Source organism: Candidatus Acidulodesulfobacterium ferriphilum (genome assembly GCA_004195035.1).
In the GTDB taxonomy this organism is placed as follows: Bacteria; SZUA-79; SZUA-79; order Acidulodesulfobacterales; family Acidulodesulfobacteraceae; genus Acidulodesulfobacterium; species Acidulodesulfobacterium ferriphilum.
On record SGBD01000001.1, the window covers coordinates 292,257 to 308,740 of the forward strand.

Consider the following 16,484-nt stretch of genomic DNA (forward strand, 5'->3'; position numbering starts at 1 on the left):
TTATAATTTTACATTATGTTGAATTACGGAAAGAGCTGCGGAGGTCGCAGATTGACCTGACATGTACACATCTAAAGGAAACTTTGCTACTCCTGCTGAGAAAATGCCGCCCTCGAAGTTTTCATTGAATATAAAGCCGTTTTCGTCTATATCTATTTTTATACCGCCGTCTATTTTAATTCCGTTTAAGTCGTCTTTAATATTAGGATACATGCCGGCCGCAAGAACAACCATTTCCGCTTTAAATTTAATTTTTTTGCCTGAAAGTATATCTTCGACATCCAGCAAAAGGTCTCCCGTCATATGGTCTTCAGATATTTTTCCTACGACGCCTTTGTTAAATTTAATATTTTTATCGCAAGTAGCTTTATTGAGGAAATTTTCGTATCTTCCGGGGGTTCTTAAATCTATATAAAAAATAGTCGGGGTAGATGCAGAATTTTTTTCCCTTAAATAAAGAGCCTGCTTTAAGGATGCCATACAGCATATCGCTGAGCAATAAGGAAGATGGTTTTCGTTTCTCGAACCTGCGCACTGAATAAATGCAACGTTGGTTACTTCTTTGTTATCCGAAGGCCTTAATATTTTGCCGTTTGTAGGACCGTTATCCGCTGCAAGCCTTTCCATCATTACATTGGTAATTACGTTTTTAAATTTTCCGAATCCTAAGTTTTCTAATTTTTCTACGGCATACGGCTTCCAGCCAGTCGCAAAAATAATATCCGAAACTTTTAATTCTATTATATTTTCCTGAGCATTAAGGTTAATTGCATTATATTTACAAACTTCTTCGCATTTTTTACAGGATGAAAACTTGCAGTAATTTTCATCCACCGTATATTTAAGGGGAAATGTGGATATGGCAGGCAGATATATTGCTTTGGTCGTGTCCATATCGTAGTTGAAATCATTAGGTCTATCCTCAGGACAGGCTTTGGCGCATTCCCCGCAAATAGTGCAGTTATCGTTTATATATTGCGGTTTTTGGCGGATTTTAACTTTATATCCCGTTCCGTCTTTATCTTTATTTATTTCTTCTACGACGGACGAAATAAAAAACTTTATATTACCTTCGGTCGAGGATTTTATTCGCTTAGTATTTATTTCAAATCCGCAAAATGGAGGGCACAGTTTAGGAAAATACTTGTACATTTGCAGAACTCTTCCGCCTATATACGGTCTTTTTTCTACTATATACACTTCTTTATCGACAGATTCGGTAATTTCAAGCGCGGCAGAAACACCGCTATGCCCGCCGCCAATTATAAGAACAGAATTTTCATTATTTATCTCGCTCAACTTTACATCTCCATTGCTAAGTTTTTAATTAATATAAAATATAATGACGTTTTCTTGATTATTTGCTTACGGTTAATAATTATTATTTAATTATTTTTATCAGATTACTATACATATTAAAACCCCTCCTCATAATAGAGGAGGGGAATTATACGAATATCGATTAATACTATTTGATAACTATAAATCTTTAATTCTTTGGAACTAATTCGACATAAGGCTTTTTAAATATTTCGGGTTCCCCTGTTTTCCTGTTGAGTTTTGAATTAACAAACACCTTCCAGTTTTGTTCGTCTAAGTGCGGGTAGTCCATTCTGTAATAGAATCCAGGGTATCTTGTCTCCTGTCTATATAAAACATGTCTTAAATGGAGTTCTCCGACAACAGACCTGTGATAGTTTTCCCATGCCCTCATTAACTCATGCAAATTAGAAGCGGCAAGTTTCGGAGCATCGGCTTTAAGCCTGTTTAAAAGGTCTAATCCCCTTAAAAGGTTTGTCTCGCTCGTTCTGTAAAATGTCGAAGTACCGGCAACATATTCATCCATAAGTTTATTTAATCTGAACATATAAAGCCTTGGCCTTATATAGTTTGGATTAACATTCGGCTCTGTGGAATAATCCTTGAATTTCTCGTAATTGATCATCGGAGCATATATTCTTTCGGCAAGGGTCTTGTTATCCGTGTGGACGGTGGGCGCATAACCGGAATCGTCTAATATAAACCTGACGGCGGATTTGGCAGCCAATCTTCCCTCGGTATAAGAACCGGATGAAAACTTATGTCCCGAAGCTCCGACCCCGTCGCCGCCGGTAAACAGCCCGTTAACGGTTGTCATACGATTATAACCCCAGTGCCAATCTTTAGGCGAAACATCCGAAGGACCGCTAACCCACATCCCGCAAGCTCCCGCGTGCGAGCCAAGGAAATACGGCTCGGTCGGCATAACCTCTGAATTTGTCTCTTGAGGATCTATATCCATTGCTGCCCAAAGTCCAGCCTGAGCAACCGTCATATCTAGGAAGTCTTCCCATGCGTCTGCTTCGAGCGATTTTTTCCTCTTTTCAGGCAGTGTTTCAAAAAGTTTTTTCATTGCGCCCGAGGTATTCATATAAAATGGACCATTGCCTTCGAGCCAATCTTTTAACATAACATGATTCCAGAGGCAGGTAGCGGGAACATGAGCTTGCCCATACGGAGGATAATCTTTCAGCATATCTCCCCACTTTTGCATATAATCTTCGCCGTGGGCGTTTAAAACTCTGGATTTAAACAGAGTAAACCAAGCGCCGACAGGACCGTAACCGTCTTTAAACCTGTTGGGAACGAACCTGTTTTCCATGGTCGTCATTTCGGCTCCCGCCTCATATCCCATAGAGTAGGTTGAACCTGCGTTCCATACCGCGTACCATGTTCTTCCCATACCCTCGGCCTGAGATCTCGGTCTGAAAACATTAACCGCTCCGCCGCATGCCATTATTACGGCTTTTGCCTTGAATATATAAATCTTCGCATCCCTTAAGCTGAAACCGATTGCTCCGGCAACCCTGTTTTCATGCTTTTCGTCCATAAGAAGCTGGATTATAAAAACTCTTTCGTAAATGTTTTCTTCGCCAAGGGCTTTTCTCGCCGCTTCCGCAACCAGAACCTTGTAAGATTCCCCATGAATCATTATCTGCCATCTACCGGCCCTCATGGGTTTTGCGCCCTCCTCGATAGTTCTTGTATCTTCTTCGTCTTCTTTAAATATCGGAAGACCGAATTTCTCGAATAGTTTAACCGACGAATCCACATGTCTGCCTACATCATAAACGAGGTCTTCCCTGACTATGCCCATAAGGTCGTTTGCAACATGTTTGACATAATCTTCCGGAGTATTTTCCGTTCCCAGATAAGTATTGATCGCGGAAAGCCCCATTGCGACGGCGCCGCTTCTTTCGATGGCAGCTTTTTCGACCATGGTTATTTTCATATCTTTCGGCGCCCATTTTTTAACCTCGAATGCCGCGCCGCATCCCACCATACCGCCTCCGACTATTAAAAGGTCGGTATTGATTTCTTCTATTGTATAGTTTGCTAAGACATCTGCGCTTGTCATTGAACCTTTTTGATCAGCCATAAATAATCATCCCCTTAATTTATAAATTTTAATTTTAAATTTTAAAAAATTTAAACAAGTTCTCATCTATTTCTGAGGCACTGCAAGCGTCTTTCCGTGCTCATCGCACAAAAGTTCGCTTTTTAAATCCCCCTTATTTTCTTCCGGTATCCCATGATACGGGTCGATGCCGCCTTCGGGGGTGGTCCTGATTGGAAATTTAAATCTTTTAATCTTTCCGTTGCGGAACTTAACCGTCCACATTATGGAGTCCGAAGCCCTCATCGGAATAACGGAAGACCCCATAGGGGCGAAATCCTGGTATGCCCTTACCTCTATGGCAGACTGAGGGCATATCTTTACACAGCTATAGCACTCCCAGCACTGGTCAGGCTCCTGATTATAAGCCTTCATAATGTCTTTGTTAAGAACCATAAGATCGTTGGGACAGATGTACTGGCAGGCAGTCTTATCTCTCCCTTTGCAACCATCACATTTTTCTGCAATTACAAAACTTGGCATTTTCATACCTCCTCAATTAGTGTATTATTATTAAATAAAACAATGTAGTATTTACCCTCCCCCAACCTCTCCCTTAAAGGGAGGGGAATGAAATGAAGGGATATTATTATTTTTATATTTCGCCCTTTGCAGCCTTGTGCAGTTTAACCTCAACCTTATCTTCTTTTGCAAGGGAAGCATAATACTTCTGTAATATTTTTAAAACCTCAGGTCTAGAAAAATGTTCGGGTACTTCCTGTCCTTCGGACAACAGCTTTCTGAGCATCGTCCCGCTTAAAGTAAGCCTGTCTTCCTTTGAATGCGGGCATGTTCTGGTAGATGCCATACCGTCGCACTTATGGCAGTAAAATGTCAGGTCCATTTTTAAAGGTTTTAATTCAAGTGCATTTTTAGGAATTTCGTCGAATATCTTATGCGCGTCGAACGGCCCGTAATAGTCGCCGACGCCGGCATGGTCTCTTCCTACGATGAGGTGCGAACAGCCGTAATTTTGTCTAAAAACGGCATGAAGCAGCGCTTCCCTCGGTCCCGCATATCTCATCTCCATAGGATAACCTGCCTGAACAATAGTATTTTTAACAAAATAATTATCTATTAATGTGTTAATGGCAACCGCTCTGACACTGGCGGGAATATCGCCGGGTTTTAATTTGCCGACAAGCTGGTGAATCAGAACACCGTCCGTAGTTTCTATCGCAACCTTTGCAAGATATTCGTGAGAGCGATGCATAGGGTTCCTTGTCTGGAAAGCGGCAACCGTGCTCCAGCCTTTTTCTTCGAATATTTTCCTTACCTCTGCGGGGCGCATATAAATTTCTTTGAACTCTACAGGATAAGAACTTTCGCTCAAAACCTTAACTTTGCCGGCAATATTAATATCGCCCTGCGCCATGACTTTCTGAACGCCGGGATGCTCCATATCCGTTGTTCTAAATATTTTTTGGCATTCGTGCGCCTTGTCTATGGAATATTTTTCGCTGACGGTAATTATCCCTATAATTTCCGAGGTTTCAAAATCAAACAATGCTACATCTTCCCCGATATTAATTTCGTCGGCCATTTCTTTAGTGGATGAAAGAGTTATAGGTATAGGCCAAAATGTTCCGTCCTGCATCGTAAAATTATCGACAACGCCCTTCCAGTCATTTTTGCCCATAAATCCTTCCAAAGGCGTGAAGGCGCCTATGCCCATCATTATCAAATCCGATGTTTCTCTTGATGTCATAGGTAGTTTTTTGAGGGTTTTAGCATACTCTTTTGCTTCTTTAAGCTCATGTCCCGATAAAAGTAAGGGCATGAGTCTCTTTTCTTTTCCGTGGGGATTCACCAATGCCATATGTTCCTCCGATTTCGGTATATTTTTTATTTTTTATTTTACAAATTTTCGACCGACCCGACTCTTTGCTTTTCTCTTAATAAACGGAATATATGAGGTATATTATTAATACATATATACATATAAACTAATATCCATATTATAATAATTTTTAATCTTTTATTTTTAATATTATCTTATAAAAATGTCAACTATTATTTTTGATAAATTTTTTATTTTTTTTATAAAATAAATTTAGGGACTTTAACTATGCCCATGTCATAGGATTATGCTCTACAACCTTTTCCACGAAACCGTTATAATCCAGCAATTTAACATTTTCTATTACCTCGGACTCAAGGATTCCCCTTGCCTTTGCATCTGCCAGAAGGCAATAAACATGATTTTTTTGCAGTACCTCGTTTATTAAATTACTAAATTTGCCGCCTTTTTTAGCGGCATATACGCCGTCTTCCGTCAACAGCATTATATCGCCCTGGCGAATATAATTTATGGCATTATTTAAAGCAGACGACTCGTAAGGCGACTTTTTAACTATATGAAGCATCCTTTATTTCCTCCTCGAATTTTATAGATAATATCAATATAAACATTACGGAAACCAAAAAATATAAAATATATTAGAAAGGTAAAAAAGCCTTCATTTCATTCATTTTTTGTCTTAAGGCATTCCTATCTATAATCTCGACTTCGGTAATTAAATCATTTTCGCTTAATCCTCTTTCTTCAAGGGATTCCTTTTCGACATAAATATGGGATATGTCAAAATCATCTATTAAAATAGGATATGTCAGGGAAAAATTTTTCTTTCCGAGCAGCGCAGTATCCTGTCCTTTTTTTAACGAAAATACCCCGTCATCTATAAATGTAACGTTTATATCCTGTTCATATGCCCCAAACATAATCATGGCCTCAATTGCCTCCTGCTCAAAAATCGTTCCGTACGGAGCAGTCCTGCAAATAAACATAACGCTTGTTTTTTCCTTTTCCTCCATGTCAAATCCTCTCTAATTTTTTCAATGTTAATATATGTAAATTACTAAAATGTTATTAATCTATCGGACTCTATGCATAATTCCAATAGTTGGCCTAATCCTGATATTTCGGCCGCACTGGAAACGGTTTGAGCCACTAAACCTCTCCTTTTACCCGCGGCAACACAAGCAATTAACCTGATGCCTTTTTCATTAAGTCCTAAAAGCAAGTTTCTAATATTTCGCTCATCCCTCGGGGGTTCCATAGTCCCGCAGGTATTGCAAACGCCCTCGTTGTAAAAAAAAACTCCTTTTATTTCATGGCCAAGTTCCATGGCCGCAACTATAAAATTATAGGCGCTGTCCATTGCTTGATGAGTATATTGTCCATCTTTTATAAGAACGCCGAACTTCATTGACCCTCCTTGCAAATTAACAAATTAACTTAATTAATTACTTTATAGATAAAAAAGGTATCCGATTTTAAATCAGATAACTTTTTATCTTTACATTACTATTGCATTACTGACAAGCTGATGAATTCCCCCTACCATTTCCGCATCAAACCCGTAAATAGGAAATATTTTTGTAAACTGGGTTTTGCAAATTGCACAAATAAGGGCATAAAAATTAACTCCGTGATTATCGACCGCTTCCTTAACGGTCTGCATTCTCGGCATAGCCCCCGCTATTCGCACATTCATGACTTCTTCGGTCAACAAACCCCCGCCCGCACCGCAACAATAAGTCTTTTCTTTAGTAGTGCCTGCCCTTAATTCTACAAAACGGTTTGCGGCGGCTTTAATGAGCTCTCTCGGAATCGTAAACTGGCCACCCTGAAAATCACCCATTCTCGAAGCCCTTGCGATATTACATGAATCGTGAAATGTAACAACCTTATCGTCGTTCGCCGAAGGATCGAGTTTTATAACTCCGTCCTTTACGAGCCCTAATGTAAAATCGCAAATGTGCATGGGCTGCCTGTATTTGCCATCTAAGAAGTCAAAAGGCCCGTTCATGGTATTCGAATAGTTATACGCGGCTCTCCATGCATGTCCGCATTCCCCGATGACAACTCTTTTGACCTTAAGCCTTCTGGCTTCGTCCCAGATTCGTTTATTAATTTCTTTTGCATTCTTATAGCTTCCCAAAAACATACCGAAATTTCCGGCTTCGGATGCATATGACGAAACGGTATAGCTTATGCCTGCCTTATAAAATACCTTTGCATATCCTTTAAGCGATTCCATGTGGGGCATTGCAAAAAAATCGGCGGAAGGAGGCACTAACAAAACCTCAACTCCTTCTTCATCCATCGGTATTTTAACATCCTTCCCCGATTCTTCCTTTATTTCTTCCTCTAAATCGTCAAGCGTATTTCTTAAGGCGAGAGGGGGTATTCCGATATTATTGCCGGTTTTATAAACCTTATGAACAACTTCCGTTGCGTATTTCTGCCCAAGACCGATAGAATCCATTATTTGTCTTGCAGCCATCGTTATTTCCGCAGTATCTATACCGTAGGGACAATAAAAGGAACACCTTCTGCATTCGGAACACTGATAAAAATATGTAAACCAGTCTTTCAATACTTCTTCCGTCAATTCTTGCGAATTTGAAAGATTTTTGAAAAACCCTGCGGGAGTAAAATAATACCTATATACCTTCCTCATGAGTTCCTGTCTCTGAACCGGCATATTGTTAGGATCTGCCGTTCCGAGGAAAAACTGGCATTTGTCCGTGCATGCGCCGCATCTGACGCAAATATCCATATAATCCCTGACAGCCTTATTGTTATCTAATATCTCTTTAAAAACCCCGATAGCCTTTTCCTTCCAGCCGTCCTGTAATTTGGCAGGAAAACCAAGGGCTTCCATGTCGTCTTTTTGGGCTTCAATCATGTGTTCGTAAGACGTGGCTCCGGGAACTATTTTAGGAATCGAAATCTTTCCGTCCAGAACGGGAACTTTATATTTATCTTTTGGCTTAGCCATACTATTTATCCTCCGCTTAACCGTTAAAAATCAAAAAATTACCGCAAATTTGCGGTAATCCGGCATCAATTTAATTTAAATAGATAAATCTTTCGCATTAGGTCTGTAATATCTTTCTTCTTCCGGATTATCTGCCATTATTCTTGTCGGCGAGAAAAATATCCCGACAAAATGCATCACTTTACTAAACGGAATATAAGCTATAAGCAGCATGACAAGCGTGTAATGAATTAAAAAAAGAGGATTTGACGGAATGTTAGTAAATTGCAAGCTTAAAAGTCCGTTAATATAAGGATCTAACTGATTATCAACAGTCGTCAGGGCAGCGGGAGACAAAACGAAATTTAAAGACAATCCTGCCAGACCGATGAGCATTAAAAGAATAAGTATTAAATAATCGGCAAATAACGATATAAATTTAACACGCTCCACGACCACCCTCCTTAGTAAAAGGAAGAAAAGGGAAAGCACCATAATAATACCGCAGACTATCCCGATACCGACAAATATGTTATACCACCAGGGCAAGGGATTAGAATATATAAAATGCCTTAAAAAGTGCATAAATATCAAGATAAAAAACGAAATATGAAAAAGATATCCAAAAATCCATGTCGGCTTATTAGATTTAAAAAGACTCTTGAAGAAAAAAACTTCTCCCAAAATTCTGGCAAAAGCCCCGCCGGAAGTCAAAGGAGCAGGCGTAAGAGGAATTTTAACAGGTTGGGGCGTTGTTGCATATTGATATATTCTTAATACTACCCCGATTATAAAAATCAAGCCGACCGTGTATGTGAATAATAAAAATATTGCTGTCGTCAAATTAAGAGGCGCCATATTTATTCCCCCCTAAATAATAATTTATGTTATTTTATGACATCAAAAACTTTTACTGTATAGAGGGATACCCTCCCTCTATATATGTTTTGCCCATAGACTAAATAAAACTCCTAAATTTATAAATAAAGCCACAAGTTTATTTATTCACCTGTTAAACACAACCCGTGGGTTTTGGAAGTCCTGCTATTTTGGCAAGCTGTTTAGCAGGACCTTCGGGAAACAGTTCATAAATAAACTTGTTTGCTTCCTTTTTATCGGGCAAATTTTCAAGATTCATAACCTCTTTTGTAAGAGACTTAATAGCAGGAGCTACTTGAAACTTCTGGAAATAATCCCTGATCCATTCGATAAGTTTCCAGTGTTTTTCCGTAAGCGTTACATTTTCCTGTTTAGCCAGAACTTCGGCAAGGCCTTTATCCCAATCGCCTAAATTTTGAAGGTAGCCTTCATCATCAGTTTCAATCTTCTTTCCGTTATAATCAAACTCAGCCATAAGTAAAACCTCCTGTAAATTTTATTTTAGTTATTAATTAATTTTTTATTTAAAATTTAAATCATGTCTATATAGCCGCAAGGACAGCTCTCTGCACATTTCTTACAGCCGTTGCAGGTTTCTAAATGAAACTCGAAATGCTGTCCTTTCGGCAGTTTTTTTACCGCGCTCTGAGAACAGTATTCGAAACAGCTTCCGCAGTCGAAACACATACCACAGCTCATACATCTCTTTGCCTCTATAATTAATTCATTCATGCCGAGATTGTTTAAAATCCCGTCGAAATCTTTAACTCTGGCCAAAGGGTCCCTCGAAGTTCTTTTCTGTCTTTCGGAAGTCTGAAAATATGCAATATACATATTTTTGCCTTCCCTGTTTACCGCGTCGCCGTATTTAATGACCGTTCTTTCGTCTTTCTTTACGGATTCTCCGCTCAGTTTCCGATGTATGGAATATGCCGCATATCTGCCCATTCCTATAGCATCGGTAACCAATCCGAATTTTAATATATCTCCCCCTGCAAAAACCTTATCTTCGTTGGCTACTAAATAATTATCGTCAACATTTAAAAACTCGTTGTTCGAATTTTTGGTTAAATTTTCCAGCCCTTTATAATCAGGCTTCTGACCGAAAGAGTATATCAATGTATCAAGTTTAAGATTAAGTTCCCGTCCGCCTTCTATTATTATCGGATGAACTCTGCCTGAAGCATCTTTTTCGGAAAGCTTCATTTTTTTCAATCGCACTGCCGTTGCTTTTCCGTTTTCCGTAATAATTTCGTCTAAAGCAAACAGGAATTCGAATTTAATCCCTTCGGCATAACCTTCCTTTACCTCAACGGAACCTTTTTCTTCTATTTCGGAAACATCGTTTAAGGTTCCTTTATTATAGATAAAGGTTACATTGGCGCCCAGCCTTCTTGACACCATTCCCGCATCCATAGCGCTGTCGCTTCCGATAACAACTACTTCTTTCCCTGCGTCTTTAATTTCGCCCGAAGCTGCTTTCTGAAGAAATTCTACTCCGGCATAAACATTAGGGGCATCTGCTCCGTTCATCTTCATTTTTATAGGTTCATGCGTACCTATTGCGACAAATACCGCATCAAATTCGGATTTAAGTTTATCCATCGCAATATCGGTTCCAATATTCACCCCTGTTTTTATTTCGACGCCGAGATTTTTAATTCTTTCGACCTCTGCATCTATAATGTCTAACGGAAGCCTGAAACTGGGTATGCCGTATCTTAGGTATCCTCCGGCTTCAGGGAATTTTTCGAATATCACGACATTGTATCCCCTGATAGCTAAGTGATAGGCGGCAGAAAGCCCCGCGGGTCCGCTTCCGATAATTGCAATCTTTTCCTTTCTCGGAATATCCGTTATTTTTTTAAATTGAAGATTATTTTTTATACCGTAATCTCCCACAAACATTTCGATTGCGTTTATCGCTACCGGCTTGTCCTTATGCTTGCGGTTACATTCATCTTCGCAGGGATGAGGGCAAACCCTTCCCGTCGTGGACGGTAAAGGATTTGACTCGGTAAGCATATAAAACGCTTCCTTAAGAGACTCGTCGACTGGTCTTTCGTAAGACTCGCTTTGGGCGATGAACTGGATATAATTCCTTACTTTCGTGCCGTTAGGACAGGTATCCATACAGGGCGGCTTCTTTTCGACATATTTAGGCCTGTAAGGCGATTGCGACATCCCCGATGCGCCCGTCTGTGAAACATTTAACGGTTTTTTAACTTTTTTTAATTCAAGCATTGTTTATCCTCGTTAATCCTAGAATATATTTAAGATTTAAAATTTTAATAAAATATTATCAAGTTTATTCGGGAAGGGTCAGGAAGCTTCCGCCTGCATATCCATAAACCAGCCTGCCATCGTCCATTATTTCTTTCAAGGCTCCCTTAATATCTTCCTTAGATACGCCCTCGGCGGCAAATTCTTTTTCCATCTCTTTTACTATATCGACAGGCTTGAATCTTTTTTTGCCCACGTACTCTTTAACAAGCCCGATAATTTTCTCTTCTATTTTATGTTTTGTTTCATCGGTCATGATATTTTCCTCTTTAAATTTATATTAAAATCTTGCATGGGACGAATAATTCATACTCGTTTCGGCAAGCCTAAAATCATCGACATGGTATTTTGTAAATTCAAATCCCGTTATTTTAAAGAACCTCGACCAGCCGATTCTTTCTATCCATTCTATGACTCTTTCGCCCGGCTCGGCTCCTTTTTTGTACGCTTCCAGTATCGTCTTTACCGCCTGAACTGCCTTATCCCATCTTGGCGGCTCATTAGGTATAAAAGGAACGACTAATTTGGAAAAAGTGGGTTTTGTTCTTGCATTGGAAACCTTTCCGCCTACCCATATCGAAAGTCCGTCATTCTCGGCATCGGCTATCGGCATTGCAGGACATACGGTATAACAGCTTCCGCAAAACACGCACGTTTCCTCGTTGACTCTGACCGACTTCTTGTCGCCGACCATTTCGGGTCTTATAGAATTTGTCGGACATGCGGCAATCGTGCTTGGAACTTCGCAAAGATTAACAAGCCTTTCGTGATTAATTTTCGGGGGTTTTCTATGAGTTCCCAATATAGCTATATCGGACGAAGCAACCGAACCGCACATATTTAAACAGCATGCAAATGCTATTCTGACTTTTGAAGGAAGCTTATCTTCGACAAAATATTCATACAGTTCGTCCATTACCGACTTTACCACGCCTGATGCATCGCTTGCAGATGTATGACAGTGGACCCAGCCCTGGGTGTGAACTATATTTGCAACAACATTGCCGATACCGCCGACATTATAGCCTAATTTTTCAAGATCTTTTTTTAACGGTTCGATATTTTTTTCATTTTCTAATAAAAATTCGACATTATTTCTTGTGGTAAATCTTAGATATCCTCCGCAATATTTATCCGCCATATCGCTTATATCGCGAACAAAACCACTGCTGACCAATCTCGGCGAACCCATTCTTACTGTATATAGCTTATCCCCATTTTCTGCGACATGCACCATAGTACCAGGATCCAATATCTCGTGGTATGCCCATTTGCCGTAATTTTTTTTAATCATGGGGGACAGATAATCATGATAATCATGAGGACCCACATCAGTTATTCTTTTTTTCTTGACCTCTTCCGGCATAAAAACCTCCAAATTTATATATGGCAACTTTAATTAATAAAATTAAATTAAAAAATAAATATAAATAATTATTCTGCGCCTGCTTCTTCGTCTTCAAACTTTATAAAAGGATTGCTTCTGGGTTCCCTGACCATATCGATTGTCGGTTCGAGTCCTATTCCTTCGAGGAAGGTGACAAGCCCAACCCTTGCAATAAGTTCGCCTATTCTTTCCCTGCTGACGCCGTATTCATCCCAGAATTCCCACATATTGCTTATTAATCCTTTAAGCCATTCATAGTCGTTTTTGCTGTCTTCATGAACATCGTAGAAAGGAATGAGCATCATGCCCATTCTCGGACCGGTAACTAACGGAGCTTTCGCTCCTATTAAAATCGATAAGCCTTTCTGGTCTCCCGATTTAAGCGCCTTAGGCATCTCGTTTATACAATGCATACATTTAACGCAGTTAGAATCGTCTATAACAAGATTTTCTCCTTCAAACCACATACATTTTGTGGGACATTTATCTAACACGTATTTCTGGACGTTAAATTTTTTAACGTAATTTTTTACTTCACCCTGATTTATTTTTATATTATCCTGCCATGTTCCGATAAATGCCAAATCTGACCTTGATGCCGCCGCGACGCAATCGTTTGCGCATCCCGAAAATTTCATTTTAAATTTATAATTGAACGACGGCCTGTGCAATTCATCCTGAAAAGCATGGGTTAAGTCATAGCATATCTGGAGAGTGTCATAGTTTGCAAATTCGCATCTCGCAGGTCCGACACAACAAGACGGGGTACGAAGATCCGAGCCGCTGCCGCCAAGGTCGAATCCTAATTCTGCGCTTTTTTGAAATAGATCTTCGGCATCGGCCTGTGTAAGGCCCAATATCTGAATATCGCCGGTTGACCCGTGAAAATTAAAAAGCCCGCCGGCATGCTGGTCTGCTATATCAGCCAATTTTCTCAGAACATCGGAATTATAAAAAAAACCTGATGTCTGGTTTAGCCTGATTGAGTGGCATTCCTTGACGCCCGGATATTTTTCCGGAAACTCCGAGAATCTTCCTACCATTCCGGCGCCGTATCCCCTGACGCCCGCCATGCCTCCGTGTTTCCAGTGGGTAATTTTATCCCTGTAAGATTCTTCGACCTGCCCTAAAAGATCTTCAGTTCTTTCGCTCTTTTCGGCCGCCCTTTCCATTTCTCTAACAAAACTTATCCACTTCCCCTTTTTAAGTTCGTCAAGAAGCGGAGTTTCATGTTTTTTACCCATAAAACCTCCTTTAAAAAAAAATTAAAAAGACATTTTAAAAAAACGCTAAACGCTAACTTAAATAATTTTTACTTAATTAATTAAGATAAGTCTTAGCAAAGCGACATGCACCTGCCGCATATATAACGCTGAGGTGCGAGGCTTTTTGTCTTGTAGGTTAATGAACTAAATGTATTATTTCCTTATAATCTTTTTACTCCTATATTGTCAAGAAAAAAATTCTTTATGTATAAAAAATTAACATCATTTTATTTTTAAAAAATCTTTTTTAACTTCTTTTTTATTTTCTTTTACAAAAGATACCCAGTTTTTAAACCATTTGGGTGCGGAAGGAGAAAATATATGCGTATAACTTGCAATCATATTTTTATAAATAATACCGTCGCTTGCTCCGTTTACCCCAAATCCTTTTTTCACATTAAAGACAAAATCCATGTTATCCGGCGATGGTGTTTCTAAAAATGAATGATGGAACTCGTGTCCTTTAATAAATTTAATCTTATTAAACCATAGCCTGCTATTTTTATCGTAAAAGGCAGGCGTTAATTTGGTGTAGCCATGCCCTTTAGGTTTTTTCGTTAATTTTACATCGGCATCTATTGCTCCGGTCATTTCGCATACGATATCGCTGTAGGAAATGCTTTTACAAAGATACATAAGTCCGCCGCACTCGGCATAGACAGGAAGACCCGTTTCAATCTTTTCCCTTATATCTCTTCTTAAATCAATGTTTGACTCTAAATCCCTGCAGAAAATTTCCGGGAAGCCTCCCCCTATATAAAGGGCGTCAATATCGGGCAGACGGCCATCTTTAAGCGGAGAGAATTTGATTATCTCGCAACCCAAATTCTCAAGCGCTTCAATATTTTCATTATAATAAAAATTAAATGCATTATCGTAAGCAAGACCTATTTTGACTGTGTTTCGGACATTCCTTGCTTTATTCTTTTTCCGAAATAAAGAAGGTAAATTTTTAATGCCGCCGTAAGATTTGCCCGCAATTTTTGAAATCTTTATAATGCCATCTATATCGATATAATCTGAAATTTTAGAAGACATATTGGAAACAAAATTTTCGATGTCTTCGGCGGAAAGCGTAGATAAAAGGCCGAGATGCCGTTGTTTTATGGAAAATTCAGGGTCATTCGGAACATTACCGATTACCTTAAAATCGGTATAATAATTAATTGCTTTGATTAAATTTTTTTCATGCCTTTTACTGTGCACCCTGTTAAGAATTATCCCTTTTATATTTACATCCTTGTCAAAGTTTTGAAACCCTAAAATAAGCGGAACAACCCCCCTGTTTAATTCCCCTACATCGATTAAAAGAATTACGGGGATGTCCAGGAGCTTTGCCATCTCCGCATTAGAAGATTTTCCGTATATGTCAAAAGAGTCGTGCAGCCCATGATTCCCTTCGACAATGCTAACATCTGAATTAAGCGAATATTCTAAAAAGTGCTTTTTAATTTTATTTTTGGACATAAAATAAAAATCCAGGTTATAGCAGTTTTTACCCGTAGCCGTGCTTAACCACATTGGATCTATAAAATCGGGGCCCTTTTTAAAGGGTTGAACTATAAGCCCTCTATCCCTAAGCAGCCGCATTATAGCTATAGAAATGGTTGTTTTGCCAGAATTCCTTTTTGCCGCAGAGATGTAAAATCCGTTGATGCGGTTATTTTTTTTGTTATTGCCGGTAATATCATTCATCTTGCTTCCTGAGTTCTTTTATTTTTGAAATTAGATTGAGCTTGTAAGAAGAAAGTTTTTTACCTTCGGTATCTTTGTGTTCTATGGAATATATCCTTTCGGTTCCAAGAATGAATAAGGAAAATTCGTATTCCGCGGATTTTTCTTTGTCGAAATAGTGCTGATGAAACGCAAATTCATCATCTTCTTCAATTATTTTACTTATGTAAAACACCTCGAGTTTTGCCTGTAAAGGGAGGCCGTCGAAATATTTAAGCAATTCCAGGATATATTTTTTGCTCAGTTTGGTAATCTTTAAGATATAATCTAAATCATATTTAAATTTCATAAAATGACGGGATGGCGGAGAGAGAGGGATGAGCACTTCAGCAGACACAAAAGCCTTGCTTTTGTAAACGCCTGCTTACGTATCTTACGGACGCTAAAAGCGACAAACCCCTTTGCGCCCTTCGGGCTTCGGGGGTTCGAACCCCTCTCTATCCTGTCATAATCAAATGTACTTATTAATTTATTAATTAACTTTATTATCATAACTGGCGGAGAGAGAGGGATTCGAACCCCCGGTAAGCTTACGCCTACAATTGATTTCGAGTCAATCGCCTTCAACCGGACTCGGCCATCTCTCCGTTAAAAAATAATACTTTATATATATTTATATAATCGTAAATTAAATTCCATATTTCATATTGATGGCGGAGAGAGAGGGATGAGCTTCGCTGAACTCCGTTTCCGAACCCCCGGTAAGCTTACGCCTACAATGAGCTACGCTGAAC

General features: G+C 39.2%; 16 protein-coding genes and 1 tRNA gene. All 17 read right to left on the reverse strand.

Going from position 1 to position 16,484, the window contains the following annotated elements; translation table 11 throughout:
* Positions 1-1,290 carry a CoB--CoM heterodisulfide reductase iron-sulfur subunit A family protein gene (locus EVJ47_01495; protein ID RZD15536.1) on the reverse strand — a complete coding sequence of 430 codons (1,290 nt, stop codon included), beginning with the start codon at positions 1,288-1,290 and terminating at the stop codon, positions 1-3.
* 199 nt (positions 1,291-1,489) lie between these two features.
* Complete coding sequence (gene aprA, locus EVJ47_01500) at positions 1,490-3,397, reverse strand: adenylyl-sulfate reductase subunit alpha (GenBank protein RZD15537.1); 1,908 nt, start codon at positions 3,395-3,397, stop codon at positions 1,490-1,492.
* Positions 3,398-3,484: 87 nt separating this feature from the next.
* Positions 3,485-3,919, reverse strand: a complete 435-nt coding sequence (aprB, locus tag EVJ47_01505; protein RZD14981.1) for an adenylyl-sulfate reductase subunit beta — start codon at positions 3,917-3,919, stop codon at positions 3,485-3,487.
* A gap of 112 nt (positions 3,920-4,031) precedes the next feature.
* Positions 4,032-5,255 carry a sulfate adenylyltransferase gene (sat, locus tag EVJ47_01510; protein RZD14982.1) on the reverse strand — a complete coding sequence of 408 codons (1,224 nt, stop codon included), beginning with the start codon at positions 5,253-5,255 and terminating at the stop codon, positions 4,032-4,034.
* 247 nt (positions 5,256-5,502) lie between these two features.
* Entirely contained in the window at positions 5,503-5,802 is a 300-nt protein-coding gene (dsrH, locus tag EVJ47_01515) for a sulfurtransferase complex subunit TusB (protein RZD14983.1), read from the reverse strand.
* 73 nt (positions 5,803-5,875) lie between these two features.
* The gene (gene tusC / locus EVJ47_01520; GenBank protein ID RZD14984.1) at positions 5,876-6,250 is read right to left on the reverse strand and encodes a sulfurtransferase complex subunit TusC; all 375 of its coding nucleotides are present in this window, start codon (positions 6,248-6,250) and stop codon (positions 5,876-5,878) included.
* Positions 6,251-6,294: 44 nt separating this feature from the next.
* The gene (tusD, locus tag EVJ47_01525; GenBank protein ID RZD14985.1) at positions 6,295-6,645 is read right to left on the reverse strand and encodes a sulfurtransferase complex subunit TusD; all 351 of its coding nucleotides are present in this window, start codon (positions 6,643-6,645) and stop codon (positions 6,295-6,297) included.
* Between the two features lie 90 nt (positions 6,646-6,735).
* Positions 6,736-8,223, reverse strand: coding sequence for a (Fe-S)-binding protein (locus tag EVJ47_01530; protein ID RZD14986.1), 1,488 nt, complete (start codon positions 8,221-8,223; stop codon positions 6,736-6,738).
* Positions 8,224-8,298: 75 nt separating this feature from the next.
* Positions 8,299-9,060: a nitrate reductase gene (locus tag EVJ47_01535; protein RZD14987.1), complete on the reverse strand. Its 762-nt coding sequence runs from the start codon at positions 9,058-9,060 to the stop codon at positions 8,299-8,301.
* Positions 9,061-9,214: 154 nt separating this feature from the next.
* Positions 9,215-9,556, reverse strand: a complete 342-nt coding sequence (gene tusE / locus EVJ47_01540; protein RZD14988.1) for a TusE/DsrC/DsvC family sulfur relay protein — start codon at positions 9,554-9,556, stop codon at positions 9,215-9,217.
* A gap of 56 nt (positions 9,557-9,612) precedes the next feature.
* Positions 9,613-11,325 (reverse strand): FAD-dependent oxidoreductase, encoded by a 1,713-nt coding sequence (locus tag EVJ47_01545; GenBank protein RZD14989.1) that lies wholly within the window; start codon positions 11,323-11,325, stop codon positions 9,613-9,615.
* Positions 11,326-11,389: 64 nt separating this feature from the next.
* Positions 11,390-11,620 carry a hypothetical protein gene (locus EVJ47_01550; GenBank protein ID RZD14990.1) on the reverse strand — a complete coding sequence of 77 codons (231 nt, stop codon included), beginning with the start codon at positions 11,618-11,620 and terminating at the stop codon, positions 11,390-11,392.
* Between the two features lie 24 nt (positions 11,621-11,644).
* Positions 11,645-12,730 carry a dissimilatory-type sulfite reductase subunit beta gene (gene dsrB, locus EVJ47_01555; GenBank protein ID RZD14991.1) on the reverse strand — a complete coding sequence of 362 codons (1,086 nt, stop codon included), beginning with the start codon at positions 12,728-12,730 and terminating at the stop codon, positions 11,645-11,647.
* Between the two features lie 68 nt (positions 12,731-12,798).
* Entirely contained in the window at positions 12,799-13,995 is a 1,197-nt protein-coding gene (dsrA, locus tag EVJ47_01560; protein ID RZD14992.1) for a dissimilatory-type sulfite reductase subunit alpha, read from the reverse strand.
* Between the two features lie 243 nt (positions 13,996-14,238).
* Entirely contained in the window at positions 14,239-15,711 is a 1,473-nt protein-coding gene (gene cobB, locus EVJ47_01565; protein ID RZD14993.1) for a hydrogenobyrinic acid a,c-diamide synthase (glutamine-hydrolyzing), read from the reverse strand.
* Positions 15,704-16,039 (reverse strand): hypothetical protein, encoded by a 336-nt coding sequence (locus tag EVJ47_01570; GenBank protein ID RZD14994.1) that lies wholly within the window; start codon positions 16,037-16,039, stop codon positions 15,704-15,706. The genes cobB and EVJ47_01570 overlap by 8 nt, the downstream gene beginning before the upstream one ends.
* A 206-nt stretch (positions 16,040-16,245) precedes the next feature.
* A tRNA-Ser gene (locus tag EVJ47_01575) sits at positions 16,246-16,337 on the reverse strand.
* Between the last annotated feature and the right edge of the window lie 147 nt (positions 16,338-16,484).